Source organism: Endozoicomonas sp. OPT23, assembly GCF_009653635.1.
GTDB lineage: Bacteria > Pseudomonadota > Gammaproteobacteria > Pseudomonadales > Endozoicomonadaceae > Endozoicomonas_A.
This window is the reverse complement of sequence record NZ_PPFD01000006.1, coordinates 495,335-520,102: the sequence shown is the minus strand read 5'-3', so window position 1 is coordinate 520,102 and position 24,768 is coordinate 495,335. Positions and strand designations below refer to the sequence as shown.

26 protein-coding genes are annotated in these 24,768 nt (G+C 48.1%); 15 read left to right on the top strand and 11 right to left on the bottom strand.

The window, feature by feature from the left end; all coding sequences use genetic code 11:
* Nucleotides 1-146: 146 nt before the first annotated feature.
* The 9 genes from EOPP23_RS16240 (at nucleotide 147) to iscX (ending at nucleotide 7,155) form a co-directional block, all read left to right on the top strand.
* Nucleotides 147-1,040: a hypothetical protein gene (locus tag EOPP23_RS16240; RefSeq protein ID WP_153767033.1), complete on the top strand. Its 894-nt coding sequence runs from the start codon at nucleotides 147-149 to the stop codon at nucleotides 1,038-1,040.
* A 347-nt stretch (nucleotides 1,041-1,387) separates the two neighbouring features.
* Nucleotides 1,388-1,864 (top strand): Fe-S cluster assembly transcriptional regulator IscR, encoded by a 477-nt coding sequence (gene iscR, locus EOPP23_RS16235; protein WP_153767032.1) that lies wholly within the window; start codon nucleotides 1,388-1,390, stop codon nucleotides 1,862-1,864.
* A 94-nt stretch (nucleotides 1,865-1,958) separates the two neighbouring features.
* Nucleotides 1,959-3,173 (top strand): IscS subfamily cysteine desulfurase, encoded by a 1,215-nt coding sequence (locus tag EOPP23_RS16230; protein WP_153767031.1) that lies wholly within the window; start codon nucleotides 1,959-1,961, stop codon nucleotides 3,171-3,173.
* 26 nt (nucleotides 3,174-3,199) lie between these two features.
* Nucleotides 3,200-3,598 carry a Fe-S cluster assembly scaffold IscU gene (gene iscU, locus EOPP23_RS16225; protein ID WP_153767030.1) on the top strand — a complete coding sequence of 133 codons (399 nt, stop codon included), beginning with the start codon at nucleotides 3,200-3,202 and terminating at the stop codon, nucleotides 3,596-3,598.
* Between the two features lie 24 nt (nucleotides 3,599-3,622).
* The gene (gene iscA, locus EOPP23_RS16220) at nucleotides 3,623-3,946 is read left to right on the top strand and encodes an iron-sulfur cluster assembly protein IscA (protein WP_153767029.1); all 324 of its coding nucleotides are present in this window, start codon (nucleotides 3,623-3,625) and stop codon (nucleotides 3,944-3,946) included.
* 114 nt (nucleotides 3,947-4,060) lie between these two features.
* The gene (gene hscB / locus EOPP23_RS16215) at nucleotides 4,061-4,603 is read left to right on the top strand and encodes a Fe-S protein assembly co-chaperone HscB (protein ID WP_370514788.1); all 543 of its coding nucleotides are present in this window, start codon (nucleotides 4,061-4,063) and stop codon (nucleotides 4,601-4,603) included.
* Nucleotides 4,604-4,612: 9 nt separating this feature from the next.
* A complete protein-coding gene (hscA, locus tag EOPP23_RS16210; RefSeq protein WP_153767027.1) occupies nucleotides 4,613-6,478 on the top strand; it encodes a Fe-S protein assembly chaperone HscA in 1,866 nt (621 codons plus the stop codon).
* A gap of 2 nt (nucleotides 6,479-6,480) precedes the next feature.
* Nucleotides 6,481-6,819, top strand: a complete 339-nt coding sequence (gene fdx, locus EOPP23_RS16205; RefSeq protein ID WP_153767026.1) for an ISC system 2Fe-2S type ferredoxin — start codon at nucleotides 6,481-6,483, stop codon at nucleotides 6,817-6,819.
* 141 nt (nucleotides 6,820-6,960) lie between these two features.
* Nucleotides 6,961-7,155, top strand: a complete 195-nt coding sequence (gene iscX / locus EOPP23_RS16200; protein ID WP_153767025.1) for a Fe-S cluster assembly protein IscX — start codon at nucleotides 6,961-6,963, stop codon at nucleotides 7,153-7,155.
* A gap of 85 nt (nucleotides 7,156-7,240) precedes the next feature.
* On the opposite strand, the gene EOPP23_RS16195 is transcribed toward iscX, so the two are convergent.
* The 7 genes from EOPP23_RS16195 to rpsP all read right to left on the bottom strand — a co-directional run bounded on the left by EOPP23_RS16195 (nucleotide 7,241) and on the right by rpsP (nucleotide 11,936).
* Nucleotides 7,241-8,062 (bottom strand): DsbC family protein, encoded by an 822-nt coding sequence (locus EOPP23_RS16195; RefSeq protein WP_153767024.1) that lies wholly within the window; start codon nucleotides 8,060-8,062, stop codon nucleotides 7,241-7,243.
* Between the two features lie 128 nt (nucleotides 8,063-8,190).
* Nucleotides 8,191-8,775 carry a hypothetical protein gene (locus tag EOPP23_RS16190; protein WP_153767023.1) on the bottom strand — a complete coding sequence of 195 codons (585 nt, stop codon included), beginning with the start codon at nucleotides 8,773-8,775 and terminating at the stop codon, nucleotides 8,191-8,193.
* 2 nt (nucleotides 8,776-8,777) lie between these two features.
* Nucleotides 8,778-9,668 (bottom strand): site-specific tyrosine recombinase XerD, encoded by an 891-nt coding sequence (xerD, locus tag EOPP23_RS16185; protein ID WP_153767022.1) that lies wholly within the window; start codon nucleotides 9,666-9,668, stop codon nucleotides 8,778-8,780.
* A 234-nt stretch (nucleotides 9,669-9,902) separates the two neighbouring features.
* Nucleotides 9,903-10,256: a 50S ribosomal protein L19 gene (gene rplS, locus EOPP23_RS16180; protein ID WP_153767021.1), complete on the bottom strand. Its 354-nt coding sequence runs from the start codon at nucleotides 10,254-10,256 to the stop codon at nucleotides 9,903-9,905.
* A 21-nt stretch (nucleotides 10,257-10,277) separates the two neighbouring features.
* Entirely contained in the window at nucleotides 10,278-11,042 is a 765-nt protein-coding gene (trmD, locus tag EOPP23_RS16175) for a tRNA (guanosine(37)-N1)-methyltransferase TrmD (RefSeq protein ID WP_153767237.1), read from the bottom strand.
* A gap of 53 nt (nucleotides 11,043-11,095) precedes the next feature.
* Nucleotides 11,096-11,650 (bottom strand): ribosome maturation factor RimM, encoded by a 555-nt coding sequence (gene rimM / locus EOPP23_RS16170; RefSeq protein ID WP_370514787.1) that lies wholly within the window; start codon nucleotides 11,648-11,650, stop codon nucleotides 11,096-11,098.
* Between the two features lie 37 nt (nucleotides 11,651-11,687).
* Complete coding sequence (rpsP, locus tag EOPP23_RS16165; protein WP_153767020.1) at nucleotides 11,688-11,936, bottom strand: 30S ribosomal protein S16; 249 nt, start codon at nucleotides 11,934-11,936, stop codon at nucleotides 11,688-11,690.
* A 316-nt stretch (nucleotides 11,937-12,252) separates the two neighbouring features.
* Between rpsP and EOPP23_RS16160 the strand changes: the two genes are divergently transcribed.
* A complete protein-coding gene (locus EOPP23_RS16160; RefSeq protein WP_153767019.1) occupies nucleotides 12,253-12,867 on the top strand; it encodes a hypothetical protein in 615 nt (204 codons plus the stop codon).
* 20 nt (nucleotides 12,868-12,887) lie between these two features.
* Here EOPP23_RS16160 and EOPP23_RS16155 read toward each other — a convergent pair whose 3' ends face one another.
* Both EOPP23_RS16155 and EOPP23_RS16150 read right to left on the bottom strand, forming a co-directional pair.
* Nucleotides 12,888-13,169, bottom strand: coding sequence for a pyrimidine/purine nucleoside phosphorylase (locus EOPP23_RS16155; RefSeq protein WP_153767018.1), 282 nt, complete (start codon nucleotides 13,167-13,169; stop codon nucleotides 12,888-12,890).
* Between the two features lie 197 nt (nucleotides 13,170-13,366).
* A complete protein-coding gene (locus EOPP23_RS16150; RefSeq protein WP_153767017.1) occupies nucleotides 13,367-14,947 on the bottom strand; it encodes an alkaline phosphatase in 1,581 nt (526 codons plus the stop codon).
* Nucleotides 14,948-15,183: 236 nt separating this feature from the next.
* Here EOPP23_RS16150 and EOPP23_RS16145 point away from each other — a divergent pair, with 236 nt between their 5' ends.
* A complete protein-coding gene (locus tag EOPP23_RS16145; RefSeq protein WP_153767016.1) occupies nucleotides 15,184-16,062 on the top strand; it encodes a transporter substrate-binding domain-containing protein in 879 nt (292 codons plus the stop codon).
* Between the two features lie 123 nt (nucleotides 16,063-16,185).
* Nucleotides 16,186-19,116: a mechanosensitive ion channel domain-containing protein gene (locus EOPP23_RS21845; protein WP_153767015.1), complete on the top strand. Its 2,931-nt coding sequence runs from the start codon at nucleotides 16,186-16,188 to the stop codon at nucleotides 19,114-19,116.
* 76 nt (nucleotides 19,117-19,192) lie between these two features.
* Here EOPP23_RS21845 and ffh read toward each other — a convergent pair whose 3' ends face one another.
* Complete coding sequence (gene ffh / locus EOPP23_RS16135; protein WP_153767014.1) at nucleotides 19,193-20,605, bottom strand: signal recognition particle protein; 1,413 nt, start codon at nucleotides 20,603-20,605, stop codon at nucleotides 19,193-19,195.
* A gap of 257 nt (nucleotides 20,606-20,862) precedes the next feature.
* Between ffh and EOPP23_RS16130 the strand changes: the two genes are divergently transcribed.
* Nucleotides 20,863-21,654, top strand: coding sequence for an inner membrane protein YpjD (locus tag EOPP23_RS16130; RefSeq protein ID WP_153767013.1), 792 nt, complete (start codon nucleotides 20,863-20,865; stop codon nucleotides 21,652-21,654).
* 146 nt (nucleotides 21,655-21,800) lie between these two features.
* Here EOPP23_RS16130 and EOPP23_RS16125 read toward each other — a convergent pair whose 3' ends face one another.
* Nucleotides 21,801-22,853: a hypothetical protein gene (locus EOPP23_RS16125; protein ID WP_153767012.1), complete on the bottom strand. Its 1,053-nt coding sequence runs from the start codon at nucleotides 22,851-22,853 to the stop codon at nucleotides 21,801-21,803.
* A 179-nt stretch (nucleotides 22,854-23,032) separates the two neighbouring features.
* Between EOPP23_RS16125 and EOPP23_RS16120 the strand changes: the two genes are divergently transcribed.
* Nucleotides 23,033-23,335 carry an antibiotic biosynthesis monooxygenase gene (locus EOPP23_RS16120; RefSeq protein WP_370514786.1) on the top strand — a complete coding sequence of 101 codons (303 nt, stop codon included), beginning with the start codon at nucleotides 23,033-23,035 and terminating at the stop codon, nucleotides 23,333-23,335.
* Nucleotides 23,336-23,464: 129 nt separating this feature from the next.
* A complete protein-coding gene (locus tag EOPP23_RS16115) occupies nucleotides 23,465-24,757 on the top strand; it encodes an HlyC/CorC family transporter (protein ID WP_153767011.1) in 1,293 nt (430 codons plus the stop codon).
* The last annotated feature ends 11 nt before the right edge of the window (nucleotides 24,758-24,768 follow it).

Below are 24,768 nucleotides of genomic sequence, written 5' to 3'. Positions count from 1 at the left end.
ATTTTCTATTTGGTCTGTTCTCTAATATTTTTCCGTCGTCCCCATTGCTGCTCTGTTTTTGCTTCACCGCTAATATTAATTTTAATTTATATGTTTTTCGACTATTTCTATCTGTGCAATTCATTTACGACGTTGGTGGAGATGTTATGAGGCAGATTCGGTTTCTATGTTTCTTTGGTGCTATTTTGCTGGCTGGTAATCTGTTGGCTGACAAGGTGGATCCATTTACTGATAAAAATGTTAAGAGCAGGGTGTCTGAGTATCACGAGGACAACCTTGGCTTCTTGTTTAAGCTTGGAGCGCATTACAATACCCCGACTCTGGAGTTTCTGCTTGATCATTTAGTAGATGAATATACGCCTCAACAGCAGCTGGATACTTTGGTTTATGCCATAGAAAGTGGCCATATAGAGTACATTGCACTAGCCATAGCAAGAGAAGATATCCGGAATTTGATCGGTGCCCATGCAGAAGAGTTGCGGTTAGCGCTGAATAGAGAAGGGGGGGAGATGAGAGGCTTGGCAGAAGGCTTGGCAGAAGGCTTGTCAGCAGGAGAAAGTTGCCAAGTAGATGATAAAGGTGATGAATCTGAGTGTCAGTCAAGGCAGGAAGAAATGACACTGTATGCAAAGCAGCAATTGGGGCTGGCAGTGCTTGGACTTTCATGTGAATTTCCCCTTGAGTCCTTTGTAAAAGCCAGTGCATGGCTCATGGATAATGCTGCGTATTGCCGTGATAAGGCCGCTGCAGTAACGTCTGCTTCTTCGCAGTTGTTAAGCACTAATAAGGTGTTGGAGGTGGATTCTGTTGCAGTTAGGACATCCTGCTATCTGGAGAAGTCACTTCATCCGTACTGTAATCTGCTGAGAGTAAAGCTGCTACCAGCGAGCAAGAGATCTTTATGGGGTGGCGAGACAGGTAGTTTTCATGAAGTTCAAGCCTACTGGAATGTTGCTGAGCGTAATATAGAGTATGCCTATGATGAGTATGGAAATTTCGTAAAACGAACCTATACACCAAGGCTCTATCGAAATCAGTAGGGCATCAAAAGAGGTTTGGACTTTCCTTATATAGTTCTTTATCGAATGAAACCTCTTGTATAGAATGGTGGCGGGTTATAACCCCGCCGCTTCTTTTTTGACTGGAAGTTAATAAGAATAATTCTTAACTCTTTGATTCAGATCATTTTTTCCTTTCTTTCTATTCCGTTCAGCTACTCTTAATAATACTTGACTGTTTTGATCAGGTATTTCATAATCCGCTCGAATGCTGATGATAGCAGGTGTTTGCACCTTGCCCTGGTCAGCGGATGGGACATAGAGCAGATCCTTTTTCAAGGTTCTGGGCAATCGAACAGTCGGTTGCACATGTGAAGATGGGAGCCAACATGCGACTAACCACAAAAGGACGCTACGCCGTCACCGCCATGTTGGATCTGGCACTGCATGCAGGCCAAGGTCCCATTGCGCTAGCGGATATTTCCGAGCGTCAGGGTATATCCCTCTCCTATCTGGAACAATTATTTTCCCGCCTTCGTCGTGGTGACCTGGTCAGCAGTATTCGTGGACCGGGTGGTGGTTATCGCCTGAGTCGCGATGTTGAAACCATTTATGTTGCAGAAGTAATTGATGCAGTGAATGAATCTGTAGATGCAACACGCTGCCACGGCAGTGGTGCCTGTCAGAAGGGCGCCAAGTGCCTGACTCACGATCTCTGGCATGATCTCAGTTACCAGATTCACGAGTTTCTCAGCGGTATCAGTCTGGCCGATCTGGTGGCTCGGCGGGAAGTGCAGAATGTTGCGGTTCGACAGGATTCGCAACAGGAACAAGACAACAAAAGTGTAATCAACCAGCTTCTTTGATGAGGAGAAGCACGTCGTTTCAAATGGTTTGATTGCAGGGACAAAACAGCCTTGTGCGTAAGCAGATGTAAGCGCACACCTGGAGATGTACGGGATGAAACTACCCATTTACCTGGATTATTCAGCCACAACACCGGCTGACCCACGTGTTGCTGAAAAGATGGCTCAGTGTCTGGTATCTGAAGGCAACTTTGGTAACCCGGCATCACGCTCCCACGTGTTTGGCTGGAGAGCCGAAGAAGCAGTAGAAGACGCACGTCGTAACGTTGCTGATCTGCTGAATGCTGATCCGCGCGAGATTGTCTGGACGTCCGGTGCTACCGAATCTGACAACCTGGCCATCAAGGGTGTTGCTCATTTCTATCATAAGAAAGGCAAGCACATTATCACCTCCAAGATTGAGCATAAGGCGGTACTGGATACCTGTCGCCAGCTGGAGCGTGAGGGCTACGAAATTACTTATCTTGATCCGGGCGCTGATGGCATCATCACTCCGGCTATGGTTGAAGACGCTCTGCGTGAAGACACTATTCTGGTCAGCCTGATGCACGTTAACAACGAAATTGGCGTAGTTAACGACATCGCTGCTATTGGTGAGCTGACCCGTTCCAGAAAGATTATGTTCCACGTCGATGCAGCTCAGAGTGCTGGCAAGCTACCTATCGATATGGAAACCATGAAAGTTGACCTGATGTCGCTTTCCGCTCACAAGATGTATGGCCCTAAAGGCATCGGTGCGCTTTACGTTAGCCGTAAGCCTCGTGTTCGTCTGGAAGCACAGACACACGGTGGTGGTCATGAGCGTGGTATGCGTTCCGGTACTCTGCCGACGCACCAGATTGTCGGTATGGGTGAAGCCTGCCGTATTGCTAAAGAAGAGATGGCTGTTGATACCGAGCACTGTCTGGCCCTGCGTCAGCGTTTCCTGAATCACTTTGCTGATATGGAAGAAGTGCACGTCAACGGAAGTCTGGAGCAGCGTGTTGCCGGTAACCTGAACATCAGCTTTGCCTTTGTCGAAGGCGAGTCCCTGATTATGTCTCTGAAAGACGTGGCTGTATCTTCCGGTTCTGCCTGCACCTCGGCCAGTCTTGAGCCTTCCTACGTACTGCGTGCGTTGGGTGTGAACGATGAAATGGCGCATAGCTCCCTGCGTTTCAGCTTCGGCCGTTTCAGTACGCCTGAAGAAGTGGATTATGCTGCCGCCCAGGTTCGTCAGGCTGTAGAAAAACTCCGTGAGCTGTCTCCTTTGTGGGACATGTATAAAGACGGTGTTGATTTGAGCACTGTCCAGTGGACTGCACACTGATTTTATAAGGGTTGGAGGATTAGATCATGGCTTACAGCGAAAAAGTAATCGATCATTACGAGAATCCACGTAACGTGGGCAAGCTGGACGACAAGTCTGAAAATGTCGGTACCGGCATGGTCGGAGCACCTGCCTGTGGCGACGTTATGCGTCTGCAGATTCAGGTAAGCGACGAAGGCGTGATTGAAGATGCACGCTTCAAAACATACGGCTGTGGTTCAGCTATTGCATCCAGTTCACTTGCTACCGAGTGGATGAAGGGTAAGACCCTGGATGAAGCAGCCGAGATCAAGAACACTGATCTGGCTGAAGAACTGGCATTGCCGCCGGTTAAGATTCACTGCTCTGTACTGGCTGAAGACGCCATCAAGGCAGCGATCGACGATTACCGTACCAAGCAGGACGAAGGCGAATCCGCCGCCTGAGATTGATTTGAGCTGGAGTATTTCATGGCTATCACCATGACAGAGGCCGCAGCCCGGCATGTAAAAGACCAACTGGACAAGCGTGGCAAGGGAGTAGGTATTCGGGTTGGAGTACGTACTTCCGGCTGCTCAGGCATGGCTTATGTGCTGGAGTTTGTTGACCAGAAACAGGATGGCGACATCAGTTTCGAACATCATGGTGTTGAAGTGCACTCTGATGAAAAAAGTTTGGCTTACCTTGATGGTACCGAGCTGGATTTCGTCAAGGAAGGTCTGAACGAAGGCTTTCAGTTCAATAATCCCAATGCCGCCAGCGAGTGCGGTTGCGGTGAAAGCTTTAACGTCTGATTCTGAATGCTCGAAGCGGCGATTGCCTGCTTCGGGCTTCTTTTATATAAGACAACAACTGCCCGCTGTATGCTGTTGGGCAGGCTCATCCCAGCATTCGGAATGAACTGCATCGTGGTTGATATAACAAAGAACTTCTTTGAGCTGTTTCAGCTCCCCGTCTCCTGTCAGGTTGATTCTAACCTGCTGTCCGAACGTTACCGTGAACTTCAGAAAGCTGTCCATCCAGACCGCTTTGCTGCTGACGATCAGCGCCAGCAAAGACTGTCTGCTCAGTATGCGGCTCATGTTAATGAAGCCATGGACACCCTGAAGGCTCCGCTTAAGCGTTCCATCTACCTGTTGCAACTTTCCGGTAAGCCGGTGGATATGGAAAATAATACCGTCATGGATACCGCTTTCCTGATGGAGCAGATGGAACTTCGCGAAAGAGTGAGCGAGGTGCGCGATCATGCGGATCCGGAAGCTGAGCTGGAAGCCATTATTGAGCAGGTTGAAGAATCCATAGACGACTATCAGAGTTCGTTTGATTCACTGTGGCAGAAAGGCGACGACAAGTCTCTGAACGAAGCTGAAAGCATTGTCAAAAAGATGCAGTTCATGGTAAAGCTGTCGGCCGAACTGGAACAGCTGGAATCCGAGCTGCTGGATGATTGAGAAATAATTATGTCACTTCTGCAAATTTCCGAACCGGGTCAGGCGCCGGAACCGCATCAGCAGAAACGAGCGGTGGGTATTGATCTGGGCACAACCAATTCACTGGTTGCTACTGTCCGCTCCGGTTCTACAGATACACTGACAGACCTTGAAGGTCGTCATATCCTGCCATCAGTGGTTCGTTATACAGAATCCGGTATTGAGGTAGGTCATGAGGCCTGGGCTCATGCGGTTGAAGATTCCCTGAATACTATTGTTTCAGTAAAGCGCTTGATGGGGCGCGGCCTGAAAGATGTTTCCACCCTGGGCGGTGTGCTGCCTTACCAGTTTGCTGAATCCGAAAGCCGTATGCCACTGATTCAGACTCGCAAGGGTGCTTTCAGTCCGGTTGAAATTTCAGCAGAGATTCTGAGGACTCTGGCTGAGCGCGCCAGTGAATCCCTGGGTGGAGAGCTGGATGGCGCTGTTATTACTGTACCAGCCTACTTTGATGATGGTCAGCGTCAGGCGACAAAAGATGCGGCCAGGCTGGCCGGTATTAACGTCTATCGTCTTCTGAATGAACCAACGGCTGCAGCTGTCGCTTACGGGCTTGATGAAGGTGCTGAAGGTGTTATCGCCGTTTACGACCTTGGCGGTGGTACTTTCGATATCTCTGTTCTGCGCCTGAATAAAGGTGTTTTCGAAGTTATGGCCACTGGCGGCGATTCCGCACTGGGTGGCGATGATTTCGATAAAGTGCTGGCTGGCTGGATTCTGGATCAGGCCGGTATCGGTCATGATGCTCTTGAAAGCGGCAGTCATCGTGCCGTAATGGTAGAGGCACGTCGAGCCAAAGAAGCGCTGACAGACAATGATACTGTCTCTGTATCTCACGGAGACTGGTCAGGTGAAGTGACCAAAGCTCTCTTTAATGAGCTGGTAGAACCTCTCGTTACCAAAACCCTGCGTTCCTTTAAGCGTGCTCTTCGTGATGGGGGGGTCAAAGCCCGTGACCTTCAGGAGGTGGTGATGGTAGGCGGTTCAACCCGCGTGCCTCTGGTTCGTGATAAGGTCGCTGAGCTGGCAGGCAAAGAGCCGCTGACGTCTATCGATCCGGATCGTGTTGTTGCCATGGGTGCAGCCCGTCAGGCTAATGCCCTCGCAGGTAACAAGTCTGCCGATGAAATGCTGCTGCTGGATGTTATTCCACTGTCGCTTGGTCTGGAAACCATGGGTGGTTTGATGGAGAAAGTAATCCATCGTAATACCACTATCCCGGTCAGTCGAGCTCAGGAATTTACCACCTATAAAGACGGTCAGACAGCTATGGCTGTGCAAGTGCTTCAGGGTGAGCGAGAGCTGGTGAATGATAACCGCTCGCTGGCTCGTTTTGAGCTGCGCGGAATTCCGCCACTGCCTGCAGGTTCAGCCAAGATTCGTGTGACCTTTCAGGTAGATGCGGACGGTCTGCTCTCTGTGTCTGCTGAAGAGCTTTCCACAGGAGTCAGTAGCAGTGTCGTTGTCAAACCGTCTTATGGTTTGAGTGATGACGAAATTACTCGAATGCTGAGAGATTCCCAGACCAGTGCGGCTTCTGACCGTGATGCCCGTAAACTGCGTGAGCAGGAAGTGGAGGCGGATCGTCTGGGTGAAGCTCTGGCGGTGGCGCTGGATACTGATGGTAAGGCTCTGCTGAGTGAAGAAGAGTTCAGTGCGCTGGTGTCTGACCTGAGAAACCTGAAGTCGGTTCGTGGCTCGGGTGATGCTGATGCGATTAAAGTAGAAATTGAGCGAGTAGCAAAGGCCAGTGATGCTTTTGCTGCCAGAAGAATGAACCAGGGCATCCGCAATGCGCTGTCCGGCCACAAGATTGACGAATTCAAGGAGTCCTGATCATGCCACAGGTTGTTGTGCTGCCCCATGAAGAGCTTTGCCCGGAAGGTGCTGTATTTGAAGCAGAAGCTGGCGTTACTGTTTGTGATGCAGCTTTGGCTAACGGTGTAGAGATTGAGCACGCCTGCGAGAAGTCCTGCGCCTGCACCACCTGTCATGTTGTTGTCCGCGAAGGTTTCGACAGCATGGAAGAGGCGGATGAGCTGGAAGAAGACCTGCTTGATAAAGCCTGGGGTCTTGAGCCGGAATCGCGTTTGAGCTGTCAATCCCTGATTGGTGATAAAGATCTGGTGGTTGAGATTCCAAAGTACACGCTGAATCAGGTTTCTGAGAAGCACTGATTTTTTAGATGAGTAAGTACTCAGATATACGAGTTCGTGAGTTGTTTTCCTGCTCAGGTGGGAAAACAGCCACTTGATATTCGATTAACGTGTGTCTGCGCGCTTAGAGCGGTATAAAACTACAGCTTTGGGAGATATGGAATGAAGTGGACCGACGTATACGATATCGCCATCGAATTGGCTGAGGCCTATCCGGATACGGATCCAAAGTTTGTTAATTTTGTTGATCTGAGAAGTTGGGTAATGGCGCTGGAAAGCTTTGATGATGAGCCTGAGCGTTGCGGCGAGCGAATCCTTGAAGCTATTCAGGCGGCCTGGATTGAAGAGCTTGAATAAGTTTTAACTTGAGTGAGCTTTAAGTAGTGCTTTAATGAAAAAGCCGGAACAATTGTTCCGGCTTTTTTATGCCTTCAACTAAAGGTTACTTTTTCGGAGCAGGCTTGTCTTTGCTCTTATCATTTTCTGAAGTAATTCCCATGATGCGAGCCAGATCAGCTGCTGGGCGATAGCCGGGGATAGCCTGACCATTTTCAAGGAACATCGCAGGAGTACCGCTGACGCCGAGTTTCAAACCAAGTTGATACTGCTTTTCAACCAGTGCTGCGCACTGACTTTTGGCTTTCTCTTCGTCGCTGGCTTTTTTGGATACGGTCTGTTGGCCGTTCTTCAGTTCTGAAATGGATTGTCTGCGATCGCTGGAGCACCAGGCCTCTACCATCTTGGCATAGGCAGGAGACTGCTGGCCGCCTCTGGGGAAGGCCAGGTAGCGCACTTCAATGCCCAGGTCGTTCATGGCAGGTACTTCCTGATGCAGTTTGCGGCAGTAGCCGCAGTCAACATCGGTGAAGGCGTAAACCACGCCTTTGGTTTTGCCTTTGGCCGGGAAGTTGATCAGCTCTTTGGGGTCTACTTTCTTGAGCTCTGCTGCAGTGGTTTTGTTTCGAATGGCTTCAGTCAGGTTGGTAACCTGGCCACCGCCAATCTGCAGCATATCGCCCCTGAAGAGATGTTTTCCGTCTTTGCTGGCGTAAATAAGATTGCCACCTTTGAGTTTCACCAGGTAGACATTATCCCAGCTGGTTTTTTCTATACCCTCAATCGGGATATTGGGATCCAGCGCCTTGAGTTCCTTTTCTATGGCAGTACTGGCTTCAGCCAGTGTTCTGTCAGCGGCTGGAGCGGCCAGAGCAAGGTTGCTCGCCGTAAGTAGTGACGCAGTCAGTATCAGTGTCCGAATGACCATCAAGGCCCCCTGCAGGATTGTTGTTGGATCAGGCGTCCCTGACCTCTATTGTTCTGATCGGAATAGTTTGCAGAAAAGTTTAGACGTTAGATAAGAGTTGTCACTGGTGGAAGAGGATAAATGATGGATTAGATGCTGACTTTTCGCCAATGAAGTTCGTTACCAATTCGGGTTGGAACATAATGGTGATAGAAGCGGTGCAGGAGTGAAGACTGGATAAGTGGGTAGCATGTGTCTGGATGGTGGTAGACGGTGATGATTTCTTCTTCCAGGTCAATAAGTCCGCTGAGGCGGTCAAACTCCTGAATATTGGTCCAGTTCTCATGACTACCAATTTGTACAAATGTTCCATCAGCTTTCAGGAGGTGTTCAAGCGTATTGTGGTTAGAGTTGTACTCTGGGTCGATCAAGCGTTTGCTTTCATAAAAGGCGGCTAACCATGGGTGTGACTTGCTATCAATTTGAGAGAGATTTTTAAGGGCTGAATGCAGTAGTTGATTTATTTCATCACTGTCCGTTGTGTAATGAGTCAGGCTTTCTTCATCGTTTGCTGTTGGAAAAATACTGGTCATTGGGAGTAGGCAAAGGAAGAGTCTCTCCTGCTCACGCTGAAGCAGGTAGCAGGGGTGGTTAGTGTTCTGTTGCTCTGGCTTGTGCCAGTTGACTCCGCGTTGATCAAGAATCTGTGTCAGAAATTGTTCTGGATGAGTCATCGCTAGCCTCTGGGGTGATGTGTCTGATGTAAGTCGGCAAGGCGTTGATTAGCGATGTGAGTATAGATTTGAGTGGTCGAAAGGTCACTGTGTCCTAGTAGCATTTGTACTGCCCGTAAGTCAGCACCATGGTTTAGAAGGTGTGTCGCAAAAGCGTGACGAAGAACGTGGGGTGATACTTCACTGTTAATTCCGGCGCTGATAGCGTGCTTTTTAATTCGATGCCAGAATGTCTGTCGTGTCATGGGTTTGTCGGCTCTGCCCGGGAACAGTGTTGCAGAGCTGGGCTGATTCAAGAGAGTGGGGCGTGCCAGTTTCAGATATTTCTCGAGCCAGTTAAGTGCTTCCTCACCCATTGGGGTCAAGCGCTCCTTTCCGCCTTTGCCTGCGACCAGAATAATGCCCTGCCGCAAATTGACCCTTTCTACAGTCAGATTAACCAGTTCGCTCACTCTGAGTCCGCAGGCGTAAAGTAGTTCCAACATGCAGCGGTCGCGCAGTCCTAACGTTGTATTGGTGTCAGGTGCTGACAACAGGCTGTCGATATCACTTTCACTAAGGCTTTTCGGAAGAGGGCGGCCAAGCTTCGGCATGTCTATGTTCTGACTGATATCTTGCTCAATCAGGTTTTCTCTGAGTAGAAAGCGGTAGAAAGCTCTCAGGCAAGACAGGCTGCGAGCGGTTGATGACGCCTTGTAGCTGCTTTCATGCCGCCAGCCGAGATAGTTGATCAGGTGATGTTGTTCGGCTCGCTTCAGCGTTTTTTTGTGTTGCTGATCCAGCCACTGGCTAAACAGCTGAAGATCCTTTTTGTAGGATGCTTGTGTGTTGCTACTCAAGCCCTTTTCGAGCCAGAGGTGGTTAATAAATTGGGTGATCAGCGTGTCATTCATTGCTGTTGCTATGTTGAGGGTTATCTAGCTGTTCTACCAGAAATGAGAGAGGTTGCACAGGTGGGCAGTGTTTTCAGAGGTATTTACCAAACGATGGGCACAAAAAAAGCGACTTTCGTCGCTTTTTTTGTGCATGCTGACAAGGTTGCCGGTTTGTCAGAACTTGCTTCGTCACCTTCGAATGATGATAACGAAATGAACTCAAAAATCTTTCGTGCAAGGCACGAAGCGATCTTAGCTGAGCTTTTCCTTGATACGAGCTGCTTTGCCGCTCAGAGCGCGCAAGTAGTACAGCTTCGCTTGACGAACATCACCACGACGCTTCACATTGATGGAAGCAATCATTGGGGAGTAAGTCTGGAAAACACGCTCAACACCAACGCCGCTGGAAATCTTACGTACGGTGAAAGCAGAGTTCAGACCACGGTTACGCTTGGCAATGACAACACCTTCGAACGCCTGTTCACGCTCACGGGTGCCTTCCTTAACCTTAACTTGTACGACAACGGTATCACCCTGCGCGAACGCTGGGATTTCCTTTGTCATTTGCTCATTTTCGAGCGCTTCAATAATTTTGTTCTTGCTCATTTCTATATTTGCTCCCGTTAGTCAAGAATTCGCTTCGTTGTCCGCCTTTGCCTGATGCTCACGAATAAATTCGTTAAGCAGCAACTCTTCTTCTCTGGTCAGTTCCTTGTTCGTCAGCAGATCGGGTCTGCGTAACCAGGTTCGTCCCAGTTGCTGTTTCAGTCGCCAGACGCGAATCTTCGCGTGGTTACCTGACAGCAGAATGTCCGGCACTTGCTGTCCCTCGTAAACTTCGGGACGGGTGTAGTGCGGGCAATCCAGAAGGCCGTCGGCAAAGGAGTCCTCTTCTGCGGAATCCTTGTGACCCAGGGTGCCCGGTACAAAGCGTGATACTGCATCAATCAGAGTCATGGAGGCTAATTCGCCACCACTTAACACGTAATCACCAATAGACCATTCTTCGTCTATCTCAGTGTGAATTACACGCTCGTCAATACCTTCATACCGCCCCGATACCAGAATAAGGCGTTTTTTCTCTGCCAGTTCCCGAACACCTGCTTGATCAAGCTGGCGCCCTTGCGGGGACAGATAAACTACCGTGGCATCGGCTCCTGCAGCTGCTTTAGCTGCATGAATGGCGTCACGCAGAGGTTGAATTTTCATCAACATGCCGGGACCACCGCCGTAAGGTCGGTCATCCACAGTCCGGTGTCGATCATGGGTGAAGTCCCTGGGATTCCAGGTTTCAACCTTGATTCGCCCTTCCTTTACTGCCCGGCCTGAAATGCCGTGATCAGTAATGGCCCGAAACATTTCCGGGAACAGGCTGACAACACCGAACCACATATCTTCTGTTACAGGTGTCTCTTGCTTTTCAGCAGTCGAATCACTCATAACCATTAAAATTCCGGATCCCAGTCGACCCGAATAAACCCTTCAGCAGGGTTTACTTCCAGTACCACCCGATCAAGCAACCAGGGCACCATTCGTTCGCGGCGATCAATACTGCCCTTGCAGGCTTTAATGATCAGAACGTCGTTGGCTCCGGTTTCCATCAAGTGACTGGCTTTGCCCAGTAGAACCTCGTCAGCGCCCTCGAAAGAGCAGCGGACTTCCAGTCCCTCCAGCTGATGCCAATATATTTCGTCATCAGCCAGTGAAGGCAGTTCGCTTTCTGCGATCAGAATCTCGGCGCCTGTGTATTGGCGGGCGATATCCCGGTCATCGCAGCCAGCTATTTGTGCTACCAGACCCTTGCCTTGACGGCGGCCCTGGCTCACTTCAATGGTCTGCTGGCGACCATTTTGGCGCAAAATCCAGTGTTTGTAGTTCAGGATGTTGGTCATGGGCTCAGTGTGTGAATACACCTTTACCCAACCCTTCACGCCATAAACACCAGTAATACTTCCGAGAACAACCTGGTTGGATTGTGCTCCTGCTGATGTGTTACTCACTGGACCTGTTCCTTGTAGAGACTACTTTCAAAACAGCTTAAGCTGCTTTCTTGGCGTCTTTAACCAGCTGAGCTACGCGATCGGATACGGTTGCACCCTGGCTCTGCCAGAATTCAACACGTTCCAGATCTACACGCAGACGCTCTTCCTGACCACGAGCAACCGGGTTAAAGAAACCCACACGCTCGATGAAACGACCGCCTTGAGCTTTACGGCTGTCAGCAACTGTCAGGTGGTAGAACGGACGCTTTTTGGAACCGCCGCGAGCTAAACGAATTGTTACCATGGAATGGTTTCCTGTAATCGTGATTTCCGGCAACGCTTGTCTTTCGTGCCCAGTGCCCCAGGCACAAAATCTCATGGCTTACCCGAGAGTGAGCCATGAAGGGCGCATATTCTAAGGAATAAGTTCTGTTCTGACAATAAGTTTGCTACTTATTCTACTGCGGAATGTGCTTCTTTCCTTTGACGGCAGGGATGGCAGGGGGTGTAAAACCAAGACTAAAGTCCAACAATTGCCAGTAATGCTGACTCCGATGTTATGAACCATGCCTTGAAAGTGTTCTCTATATAACCATGGCACTCATGTTAGGAGAGCAACTATGTTGATTCCACAGGCGGTCTTATCACAGGGATTGGGCCCGGTAATTTTACCGCAAAGTCGTTCAGGCAGGGCTGGTGCCATGACAGGCCATCAGCGATACAGTTGTATTCGTGCGGGTTTACCATTGCCAAGATACTGTCCTGAAGATTCTTATGTAAGCGAGCCTAAAGGATTGTGGTTAGCTCAACGTATGATTACTCAATACGCGAAAGAAACTGCTCTGTTTGGTGCTATTAACTGGCTTGTAAAGCAAGTTAAAGGAACTGCAGATTCAACAGATGAGCGTAAGCAAGAGATCGAGCGCGCTATTGTTGATACAAGCGTGCAAAGTATACCGATGACAGCAGGTGAGTATCTGAGAGTGATGATGCAGCCGGCAATACAAGTCATCGGTGGGCGGTGTGACTTCAGAAATCGGGTTGCTCTGGCAAGAATTCTGGTTGATGAAGAGAAAGCTTCGGATGATAAGCTAGCCAGAAGTGCTGATTGGGCAGAGCTTAAGGAGGTGTTTACCTGCTCTGAGATTTCTACTGATTATGAAGGTGCTTTTAGTCAGTCGTACCAGCAAAGACGCCGCCGTGCTTTACTGGTCAGAAATGCCAGAGGTCGTTGAGGTCTGACCTCTAAAGTTGATTATTCATAGGTACAGAGGTAGGCAGTATCACTGTCAACTTTCACATCGAAGCTGCTGTTTGCTTCTACAACAAAGGATTCGGTGGAACCAAAGTTCTGCCAGCTATCACTGCCAGGCAGTTTAACGGTCAGTTTGCCGCTAACAACGGTCATGACTTCATTCTGGCTGGTGCCAAAGGTATATTCGCCGGGTGCCATTACACCTACGGTTGAAGGCAGTTGCTCACCCTGAAACGCGACCGACTTTACCTTGCCATCGAAATATTCGTTTACTTCAAACATTATACTTATCTCTTATATTTTTCTTTTGTCTGTGTTTCCAGGAGCTGTATTTATGCTCTGTGGCGAGGATATGACTTTGAAATGATTTTGCAAGATTCTTTTGAGTAGCTCTTTTGAGCAGCTTTTTTTGTGTTCCCTAAAATAAAACAGCCCGCTCCATCAAGGGCGAGCTGTTCTCTGACTCAAGATTGTCTGGATCAGAGTGCTTTCATCAGCTTCTCACCGATATCGGTGTGGTGCTGCAGTCCGTCAAAGCTGTCTTGCAGCTGTTCAGGACCAAAGGCCATAACCGTTACCGGTGTGCTGGTGTGAGTGCCAGTACCCCATACGATGTTTTGCTGTTCAGCCAGTTCGCGACCCAGCAGGGTGCCTACATCGTTATAAACGTAGAACGCAGAGAAGTCGGCAACTTTCGGCAGAGTTTCAGCAGACAGGTATTTGTGTCCGTTAGCCTTGAACGGGTTAGGCTCACGTTTCAGAACACGGGCAGCCTGTTCTTCAGTGATGCTGTATGGACCACTTTCAGCAACTACCTTGGCCAGACCGGCAGGTGTCTTCTGATCGGCAGGCAGTTTGTTGTACTGGCCCATAATGCCGTAGAAGCTGGCTTTCTGGCTGTACAGGCTGTCCAGAATCTCAGGCGCACCGAAGTTAAAGTTAGGCTGGTACTGACGCTCGCTGAAGGCTTCGCCCGGCAGGTCGGTTGCCTGTGGCAGGTTGGCTGCGGAGTAGCTGAAGCCAAAGGAGCCGGTTTCGTGGTCAGCGGTGACAACGACAAGCGTATCCTTTCGGTCTTTCGCCCATTCGTAAACCGCAGAAACAGCTTCGTCGAATTTCAGCAGCTCGTGCAGCATGGTAGCCGCATCGTTGTTGTGAGCAGCCCAATCGATCTGACCACCTTCAACCATCAGGAAGAAACCGTCTTTGTCTTTGGACAGAATATCCAGAGCTTTGACCGTCATTTCTTTCAGAGTTGGCTGAGTACGCTTGGAGCTGTTTTTGGTTTGGGTGTACTCAATACCGTCCATCATGCCGGAGTAGGCAAACAGACCGAGCAATTTGTCGCCGGAAGCAGATTCCAATGCGCTACGGTTGAAGGCCAGATCATAGCCATCTTTCTTTGCTTCAAGTACCAGGTTGCGGTCGTCTTTACGCTTGGACTTGATACGAACATTGCCATCAGTCAAAGCGACCATGTTCTTGTAAGCTTTGCCTTTCTCGTTTACGGATTTTGGAATCCAGTAACGAATACCGCCAGATAGCATCACGTCAACGCCGGTAGCCAGCATATCTTCAGCAATCTGGTTTTCCATGGAGCGGTGTGCACGGTGTGCAGCGAAGGAAGCTGGTGTTGCGTGTGTCAGGCGGGTGTCTGATACCAGACCTGTAGCCTTGCCGAGTTTTTGGGCACGTTCCAGAACGGTTTCAGCCGGGTTACCTTTATGATCCAGGCCGATGGCTTCGGAAGGGGATGGCTTGCCAGTAGCCAGTTGGCTGGCAGAGCTTGCAGAATCTACGACCACTGAGCCGTGTGGGTAAGTCATGGACAAACCAAGGGTGCCGGCATCTGCCAGCTTCTGCATGGCAGTAATGCCATCTTTGTAGGGTGAGCTGGGAGCCAGATCGGCATAGCTTTCGAGCATGCTGATCTGTTGAGGGCCCATACCATCGCCGATCATCAGGATAATATTTTTAGCTTTGTCTGATGCTGCGAAGCTGTTCATGGATGCTACAGCCATGGAGACAGCCAAAGCTGAAACGCCGAGTTTGAACTTCATTTATTGCTCCAAATCTATGGATTATTATGTCAGGTCATTCGAAGGTTTAAGTCTTCCGCTTACTGTCGTATAGCCTTCGAAAAAATGATCATATATTTTTTTTCTGTTAATTGTCCCTAAAAATTAGTACTTTTGTGCGATTCAACCTTGGTTTGGTTGGACTAATGCATAGAATACAGCGTGTGCTTTATGCATTGAGATAACAAAACAACAGTAAAATAGAATGGAGTATCGGGATGCCTGAGAGCACTCGAAGATCGACGATGAAGGCGGTGAAGGACTCTATAGCCAGTCTGAAACCAGGTGCCTGGATGACAGGTGTCGTTCTGCTTCTGGTTTCCATGAATTCAGCACATGCTGCAGATGGTGCCAGAAAAACAGTGATGCTGTGTGCCGACAAAGCCTACTGGTATCCTTTCACGTATCAACAGCAGTACCGTGCACATGGCCTGTTTGTCGACATGATTAAGGAAGTTGGACTGCGTACTGATACGCGGTTTGTTGTACGTCCGGCAAAGTGGAGCCGCTGCCTGCGTTTGGCCAAGTCCGGTAAGGTAGACGGAATTCTGGGGGCTTCTTATAAGAAAGAGCGTGCTGAATGGATGAACTATCCGGCGGACGCTACTTCCGGAAAGCCGTCACCGTACAGTATGAGTCTGGTTGACTATGTTATTGCCACCCCCGTAGACAGTTCCTACGTGTTTGATGGCAATACCGCAAACCTGCCAGCGCCTGTTCGTGTACCAAGGTCCTATTCAATTGCAGATGACCTTAAAAAGCAGGGTGCAGCGGTAAAAGCTTCATTCTCCAGTGATCGTTCTGCTTTATTGGGGATGGCAAGACAGAATAACGGTTCTGCAGCGCTTCTGGGTAGTATTGCCAATGAGTTGGTGAAGAACGATCGAAACCTGAGAGGCAAATACAAAATACAGGACAGAAAGCTTAAGGCAAAAGATTACTTCCTGACGTTTTCGGCCCAATCGAAATTGACCGCTGAAGAGAAGAATAACTATTGGGAAGCCCTTCATAGTGTTCGAAACGATGAAGGACTAATGTCCCATTTTTATGAAAACTATGCGGGTGAAGCTGCGGCTGAAGAGGAGCCTGCAGCCTAGGGTAATCAGGGTTTTTCAGTAAAAATAAGTGATGATGTAAAAGGGCACGGCAATTTAATTGTCGTGCCTTTTTTCTGTACTACACTCAAGTGCTGTTTCGAATAAAAAATAGATCTGAGTGTTGTGAAAAATAATAATTATAAATTTATTCTTGGTATTTTCTTCCTCGTTATTCTCTCTGGTTATGTAGATTATTCTCAGGCTAACGCTGCCTTGCTGCAAAACGCTTATAAACAGCTGCAGAACTTCTCTATAAAGGATGATGAGCAGGCTACACGAGTCAAAGCCTTGCAGGCTGTCTCGGAGCTTTCTCTCGAGCAGCTTAAGGACGAAGCTGAGCTGATTGAAACGGATATCCACAATATCAGAAGTGATATCAGGCTGGCGGAAGAAAAGAAAACGACTAACTACAGTCGCTTCAAAAGCGATGAATTAGATGCCTTGCTTAATAGCAGGAAAATGGAATTAAGTAACTGGCAATTGAAAAAGGAATTGTCGGAAGAAGCCAGTGTTCAATTGAGTCGTGAAAGGCTACTGCTTCAGGAAAAATACAGTAAAAGCAAATATACGGGAGAGAATCACTCTGTTCCCGAACACGAGCTGGATGACCAGAAACAACACAATCTTGCTCGTAAAATTCGCTTTGCAGAGCTTTTTCAATCATTGGCAACCCGTAAAATCAATGTTGCCAATGATCAGGTTCAACAGATAGAGAAGCTGCTTGAACAGAGGCGAAGTAAGAAAACAGCAGGCGCTAAAAAGCAGACAGTATCAGCGGAATCTGATGCGGATAAGGCGCTTGATGCTGATAGCCTCAAGCAACGACTGAGTAAAACCAGAAAAAGCCTGCTGCAGTTACAAAGCCTGCATTATGAAATGCTTTATCAGATGGAACAGGTTCAGAACGTTGAGTTGCTCTATGGCATGATGTTGAGGCAGAAGCATCGCCTTAAGTCCATCCCTGACACACTGAATGTTAATTTGCTGATTCAGGAACTCAGGGTTAAGCGGTTCCAGCTGTTTGAAGAAAAAACCGTGTTAATGGCTGATGGTGAATGTACCGGAAGGTGTCAGAAGATCAATGAGCTTCTGTCGGAGCATGAACAGATGCTGCAAATGGCGGCTGAGCTTCAGAAGCTGGAAGGTGAGCTGAAAGCGCATCAGGAAAATCTATTACTGTTACTGGATCAGAGGCAGTTATGGATGGCGACCGTTCCGGCTTTGGGTCCTGCAGGTTTACTGTCTATGGTGACAAGCTTGCCACAGCAGATTCCATCATTACTGGCAGGGCTGTTCAGCGACTGGTTGTTCTGGCTGGTTTTATTTATCCCCATGTTTTGTCTGATCTATCGTCTTGCTCTGAAGCGCTGGTATCACAAGTTACCGTTGATTGATTATGAGAATGAGCTAAGTCGGCAGAGCTGGTACAGAATTATTGCTCTGATCCTGCTGCAACCATGCCCTTTGCTTATTGCAGCTGTCCTTCTAGGCTCCAGTGGTGCTGATACTGAAGAAGGTTTTCGTGGTTCCTGGATGATCGGCCTGCTGGTGATCAGTTACAGTTGGTGTGTACTGACTTCTGTACTCAAACATAAAGGAGTCAACAAAGTACTGCAGGTGCTGCAAAAGAAGTTACACCCTTTCACATCAACTTTGGTTGTGTCGTCTATGGTAGGTCTCTGGCTTACGGCCTTGACGCATCAATGGTATGAAAACCCCTTTGAAAACCGCCTTGGTCAGTTGTCGCTGCTGGTTGTGAGCCTGTGGCAGATTGGTTTGTTCTGTTCCTGGAGTAATAATTTCTCACGTCATGACTGGCGAGGTTTGCTGGTGCGAATCGTCGCTGCGACGCTTTTGCTTGTCGTGGCTGTGACGGCAGTCTTAGGTTATCAACAATTGTCCTGGATGGTGTTCAGCCATTTTCAAATGTTATTGCTTTATGGTGCTTACCTCTGGTTGCTGTACCTGGTTGCAGACTATCAATTACGATTGCGTGCAGAAGCCGTTATGGCCAGGCAGAAAGCGAAGTCCGGTCTGCAGGAAAGTTCTGGCCTTGAATCTCAGGTTTTGAAGAAAAAGTTCTGTGAAAAAAGTCAGAAACTGGAGAGTCAGGGGCGTGTATTGATGACCCTGTTCTTTTCATTGGCCTCGGTGGGGATATTGATGCTGATATGGCGAGGGTTGAGTCCCTTGCTGTCGCCAGTTTCAGAAGCACACCTTTTCTCATTCTCGGAAGGTTCAGGAACTCTGGTTATTGGTCTGGGTGCTGTCGTTAATGTGGTTCTGATATTAATGGCGACCTGGCTGGTAGCGAGAAATCTGGCGGGTATGTTACAGATTCTGTTGCCGGAGCGGATGGTAAAACAGGCCGCTAATGCATATATCTACAATCGTATATTTTCCTATCTGGTCTGGGCTGTTGGTATTACTACCGCGCTTGGGCAGTTGGGTATTCCATGGGACAGGGCGCAATGGTTTGTACTGGCCATTGTCGTCGGTCTTGGCCTTGGCCTTCAGGATATAGTTGCCAACTTCTTTTCCGGTCTGATTATTCTGTTGGAGCGTCCCATCAGGGTAGGCGACACGGTGACCATATCAGAACGTGATGGCACGGTGAAAAAAATATCGATTAGAGCAACGGTGATTGAAACCTTTGATCGTATCGAGCTGATTGTGCCGAACCGGTTGTTAATCAGTAATCAGTTAACCAACTGGTCGCTCAGTTCGGTGATTATTCGATTATCACTCTGGTACGGGGTAAGTCATGACAGCGATCATAACCTGGTGCGTCGACTGTTGCTGCAGGCGGCGGCTGAGTCTAACTCAGTCAGAACAACGCCGGTCTCGGAAGCAGCATTCTTTGAATACACCGAGCACAGCCAGCGATATGAGCTGAGGATATTCCTGAGTCATGCGGATGATCGTTTTATTGCCCGAAATCAGGTAAACAGTCGTGTCCATGAGCTGTTTGAAGAGCATGGTATTACCATTGCCCATATGCAGCATGATGTGCATTTTAATGGTCAGAGTTCTGAATTGCTTATCGGGAAATAGAAAGGGCAGGAATTGATTGAGCCGCTGGCCAGCCGAAAGGCTGGCCAATAGCCTGGATATCAGTGCGGTGGCAATATCAGAACGGGAACTTCTTACCGCCGGCGCCACCAGGAGGCATCATGCCACCCATGCCGCCAGGCATCTGCCCTTTCATACCACCAAGGCCGCGCATCAGCTTATTCATGCCGCCTTTCTTGGTCACCTTCTTCATCATCTTGCTCATCTGCTTGTGCTGTTTGAGCAGACGGTTGATGTCTTGAATCTGGGTACCGGAACCGCCGGCAATACGCTTCTTGCGTGAACCGGTCATAATGTCCGGGTTGGCACGTTCAGCAGGGGTCATGGAGTTGATGATGGCTTCCATCTGGACAAAGATCTTGTTGTCCATCTGGCCTGGCATATTAGCCGGCATGTTACCCATACCTGGCAGTTTATCCATGACGCCAGAGAGGCCGCCCATCTTCTTCATCTGCTGCAGCTGGTCACGGAAGTCTTCGAGGTCAAAGCCTTTACCTTTTTTCAGCTTTTTAGCGAGTTTGTCGGCTTTCTTCTTATCGAGTTTCTGTTCCGCTTCCTCGATCAGGGAGAGAACGTCGCCCATGCCAAGAATACGGGAGGCAATACGATCCGGATGGAAAGGATCCAGTGCATCGGTCTTTTCACCAACACCAATAAACTTGATCGGCTTACCGGTGATATGTCGTACAGACAGAGCGGCACCACCACGAGCATCACCGTCAGCCTTGGTCAGAATGACACCGGTCAGTGGCAGAGCGTCACCAAAGGCTTTAGCGGTATTAGCCGCATCCTGACCGGTCATGGCGTCAACCACGAACAGGGTTTCAATCGGATTAATGGCGCTGTGAACGTCCTTAATCTCGGTCATCATATCTTCATCAATATGCAGACGACCGGCGGTATCGACAATAACGACGTCAATATGACGCAGCTTGGCTTCCTGTACCGCAGCAGTGGCAATATCGACCGGCTTCTGATTGATGTCAGACGGGAAGAAGGTAACGTCTACTTCAGCAGCCAGGGTTTCCAGCTGCTTGATCGCCGCAGGACGGTATACGTCAGCGGAAACAACCAGTACAGATTTCTTATGGCGCTCTTTCAGGAACTTGGACAGCTTGGCAACAGAGGTGGTCTTACCCGCACCCTGCAAACCGGCCATCAAAATAATCGCAGGTGGCTGGGCAGCAAGGTTCAACTCATCGTTGGCCTTACCCATTACCTCGATCAGTTCCGCCTGAACGATTTTAACAAACGCCTGACCCGGGCTCAGGGAAGACTGAACTTCCTGACCAATGGCTCGCCCTTTGATGCGGCCTACAAAATCTTTAACCACTGGCAGGGCAACGTCGGCCTCCAGCAGCGCCATGCGCACTTCGCGCAGGGTATCTTTAATGTTGTCTTCAGACAGCTTTGCCTTGCCGGTGACGTTTTTAAGCGTCTGCGACAGGCGTTCGGTTAAATTCTCGAACATCCAGGTTACCTTGAAGGAATGCCTTGCTGTAAGACAGCTTGCTCTGTCACAAGCACTGCCATAAGCGTAAAATTATCACCATTATATCCAATCTCGAGGGGCTGGGCAGCACCGGAGTTTTACTTTCTTTGACTAAACAGGGTATTTATCAAGTAATTTTTTCGTGATTATTGCTCTAAGGCATAGTCTCCACTGCATTGATATGACACACTTTCACATCTAATGATATTAATCAGCCTGAGGTTATAACTGATTCAATGAATGTCATGTTAGTCAGTATCTGTGCTGCATTCTTCTACGGAGTTGGACTTTTTGCCCAGTGGCTTCGTGTTGCTGAAAAGGGCAATTATAGAAATCTGGTGTTGATATCGACCACCGTGGGTGCCATTTTTCAAACCATGGGGCTCTACTTCAATATCCATGTCCCTACAGGAATCAACCTGAGCATCATCAATATAGGCTCATTGATTACCTTAATGGTCACTCTGGTGCTGTTGCTCAGCAGTTTGAAAAAGCCTGCTGAAAGTCTGTTAATGGCGATTATCCCCTTTACCATTGTCTGGGTGCTTGCAGTCTGGCTGGTTCCTTATACCCATGTATTTGCAGCTCCGGCTATTATGGTAGCCCATGTGCTCTTGTCTGTGCTGGCGTATGGCCTGCTGATGGTGGCAATGTTTCAGGCTTTGCTACTGGCTTATCAGGAAAGTCAGCTGCGTCAGCATAATCAGCGCAAACTGCTGAAAGCTCTGCCGCCACTGTTGACCATGGAAAAATTGCTGTTTGAGTTTCTGCTGGTGGGTGTGATTCTTCTGACCCTTTCTCTGGTAACCGGCTTTATTCATATTGACAATATGTTTGCCAAGGAAATGCTGCATAAAACCATACTTTCAATGGTGGCATGGATACTGTTTACCACGCTTTTAATTGGTCACTGGCTAAATGGTTGGCGTGGTAGAAAGGCTATGCGCTGGACGGTATCCGGTTTTGTTCTACTGCTGATTGCTTATTTTGGCTGGCGGACGGTAGTGGATTTTATCATTGTTCGTTGAATCTTTAGCCCGATATTTTTCGGGTGATATTTGATCAGTATTCAGCAGGCAGACTGTTTACGGCATAAGCTGAATACTGGTCAAAGACATCTACCCCCGGGGTTTGATTCTGTTAGCTCGGCTTGTTTATAGTTTCCCTGGTATTCTCAATGTCGACGCTCTTGTCCCTGTATTAATTTTTCTACCTCCATAGTGTATAGAGCACGATCTTTTGCCTCGTTCAATTTGAGGTCATAGTAATCAGTTAGAGCCGCTGGTAGCAGACTGTAGAAGTCAAATAACGCTGGTTTATGCTGCCAGTATGAGGAGGCAAGTTCTTTTATATGGCACTCAAAAATACCGGTGTCTTTTTGAACAAGCTCTATGTATTGGGGTTGCTCACTGTTATGAGGGGGGAGTAATTCACTGCCATCGCTTGTGCAATAATGAGATACTTCTTCAACTGAAGAGTTGTTGCTGGCTGCAAAAATCCGCACGAAACTATCCTGAGGGACCATTGTAAACTGGCCGCTCAGTAATTCACTGTTGCCTTTCAATGGCTTAAAATCAGGATGATGACTTTCGTCACTATGGTGAACGATCAATCTGGAATCCGAGTCATTATACTCTTGCTCATTTGTGTAGCTGACGATGCTGAAATCAGGTATTAGCCGACACCTTCCCCAATGGTGTTGTTGTATATTTTCACCAGACAAGGTGGCACAACCATAATTAGAATGGTTGGCAATATGGTCAGCTGTTCTGATCCGTTTAAAGGCGTGCTGTTTATTTAGCGTAAGAGTAACGTCAAAGAAGATAGTACGAGTATGGGTTTGCATACCCAATATATTTACTTCGTTAATAGCCAGTTCGTCGTATAAACATATTAATTTGCTTTCCCCTGTCTCAGATTGATGGTGCCATTCTGAGTGCAATTTAAGCGGAGTATCATCATCTAAAAGATCAGGGCGTTTCTCATAGAATGAGAAAAGAGAGAAATACGGGTTTGATCTGTATTCCATAGTTGTATCGCTAAAGGGGCTTACCCAGTACTGACTGGGATTAAGAAGTTCATCTTTTGGAATGCTTTCCGGACATTCAATGTAGAGATACCCAGCTTGTGATTCGTTGCTGTATGAAATGTTGCAAAAACCAAGGCAGATCAAAGCAAAGCCTGTAATGATCGACTTATGTGATAGCTTAAATGAGCTTATATTCATATTTAATCCTGTTTATTAAATTTTTATTGATGAAATAGAGACAGGAAGGGGTTGAGAAAGTTCACCTCACTTTCTTGTGCCGTTTTACAGGTGCATAGGTGGACTTAAAACTGAACATTTGTTCTAAGTAATTTTGAAATAGATTTTGAAAATAGAGTCGGTTAAACAGGGGGTAAGTTGTGATTCTGGAAGTTGCGGTACTGGATGTGAAGAATGGGCAGAAAGCTAATTTTGAACGATCGTTTTATAAAGCGTCTCGAATTATTTCATCCATGGAAGGTTATGTCTCACATGAGCTTCAGAAATGCATTGAAAAATCTGACCGTTATATGTTGCTGATAAACTGGCAGACGCTTGAAAATCATACAGAAGACTTCAGGCAGTCAGCTGAGTACCAACAGTGGAAAGATCTGCTGCATCATTTTTATGAACCATTTCCAAAAGTCGAGCACTATCAACCGGTAGTGTTCGATAAGCTGTAATCCTGACTTTTTTAGACTGAAAACATGTTTGCCAGCTGGCAGCATATTTAACAAGGGGATTGGTAAACCTTCAGGCAGCAGGTAGAATCAGACTTTTATAATGATCGAATATAACAGGCGATTCCAGTCTTGAGTGAAGCATCCACGAGTCTTTTAACGACCGTACTTTTTTTCCTGCTGTTGCTGTCGGCATTTTTCTCCAGCTCCGAAACCGGAATGATGGCGATCAACCGCTATCGTTTGCGGCATCTGGTCAAGAAAGGGCATAAGGCCGCTCTGCGAACCAGTAATCTTCTTGACCGTCCTGATCGTTTGATTGGCGTTATTCTGATCGGCAACAACTTCGTTAATATTCTGGCTTCTGCGCTGGCAACGATTATTGCTGTGAGGTTGTGGGGTGAAGACAGTGGTATTGCCATAGCGACATTGGGCCTTACTGTGTTTGTGCTGATCTTTGGTGAAGTAACACCCAAGACAGTTGCCGCTATGTTTCCGGAGAAGGTGGCTTTTCCTGCATCGCTGGTTCTGTTCCCGTTGTTGAAGCTGCTTTACCCAATGGTTGTTGCCCTGAACTGGATTTGTGGTCTGCTGCTGAAGCCGTTTGGTATTCGTCCGGGAGAAGCAGTTCAGGATCAATTGAATGCAGAAGAGCTGCGCACCATAGTGACCGACCCTGGCATGCTATTGCCCCAAAAGCGTAGAGGCATGTTGCTGGGTATCCTGGATCTTGAAAAGGTTCGGGTTGATGACATAATGGTGCCGCGTAACGAAGTGCTCGGCATCGATATTGAAGACGATATCAAGGATATCCTTGATCAGCTCCGTGATTGCCAGCATACACGTGTGCCTGTTTTTAAAGGGGATGTGAACAATCTTGTCGGTATGCTGCATATGAGAAAGGTGGCGAGACTTCTCAGTGAAGAAGAAGTCAATAAAGCCATGTTGCTGCAGGAAACGACAGAGCCCTACTATGTGCCGGAAAGTACACCACTTCATACCCAGCTGTTTAATTTCCAGAAAACCAAAGAGCGTGTTGCTCTGGTGGTAGACGAATACGGCGATGTTATGGGGCTGGTGACCCTTGAAGATATCCTTGAAGAAATTGTCGGTGACTTTACTACCGACGTTTCAGATTCAAGTCAGGATATTACACCTCAGGAAGATGGTACCTATATTATTGATGGCTCGGCTTCAGTAAGAGACATTAATAAAATTCTGGGTTGGTCTCTGCCTACCGAGGATGCCCGTACCATTAACGGCTTGATTACCGAACAGATGGAGTTCATTCCTGAATCCAGTGTTTGTCTGAAAGTAGGCATCTATCGTCTGGAAATCATGCAGATGCAGGATAACCGAGTGAAGTCGGTAAGAATGTTTACGGCTGATCAGTGGAAGAAAATCCGCAAAGCAAAAAAGAAGTGAACAGTCATCAG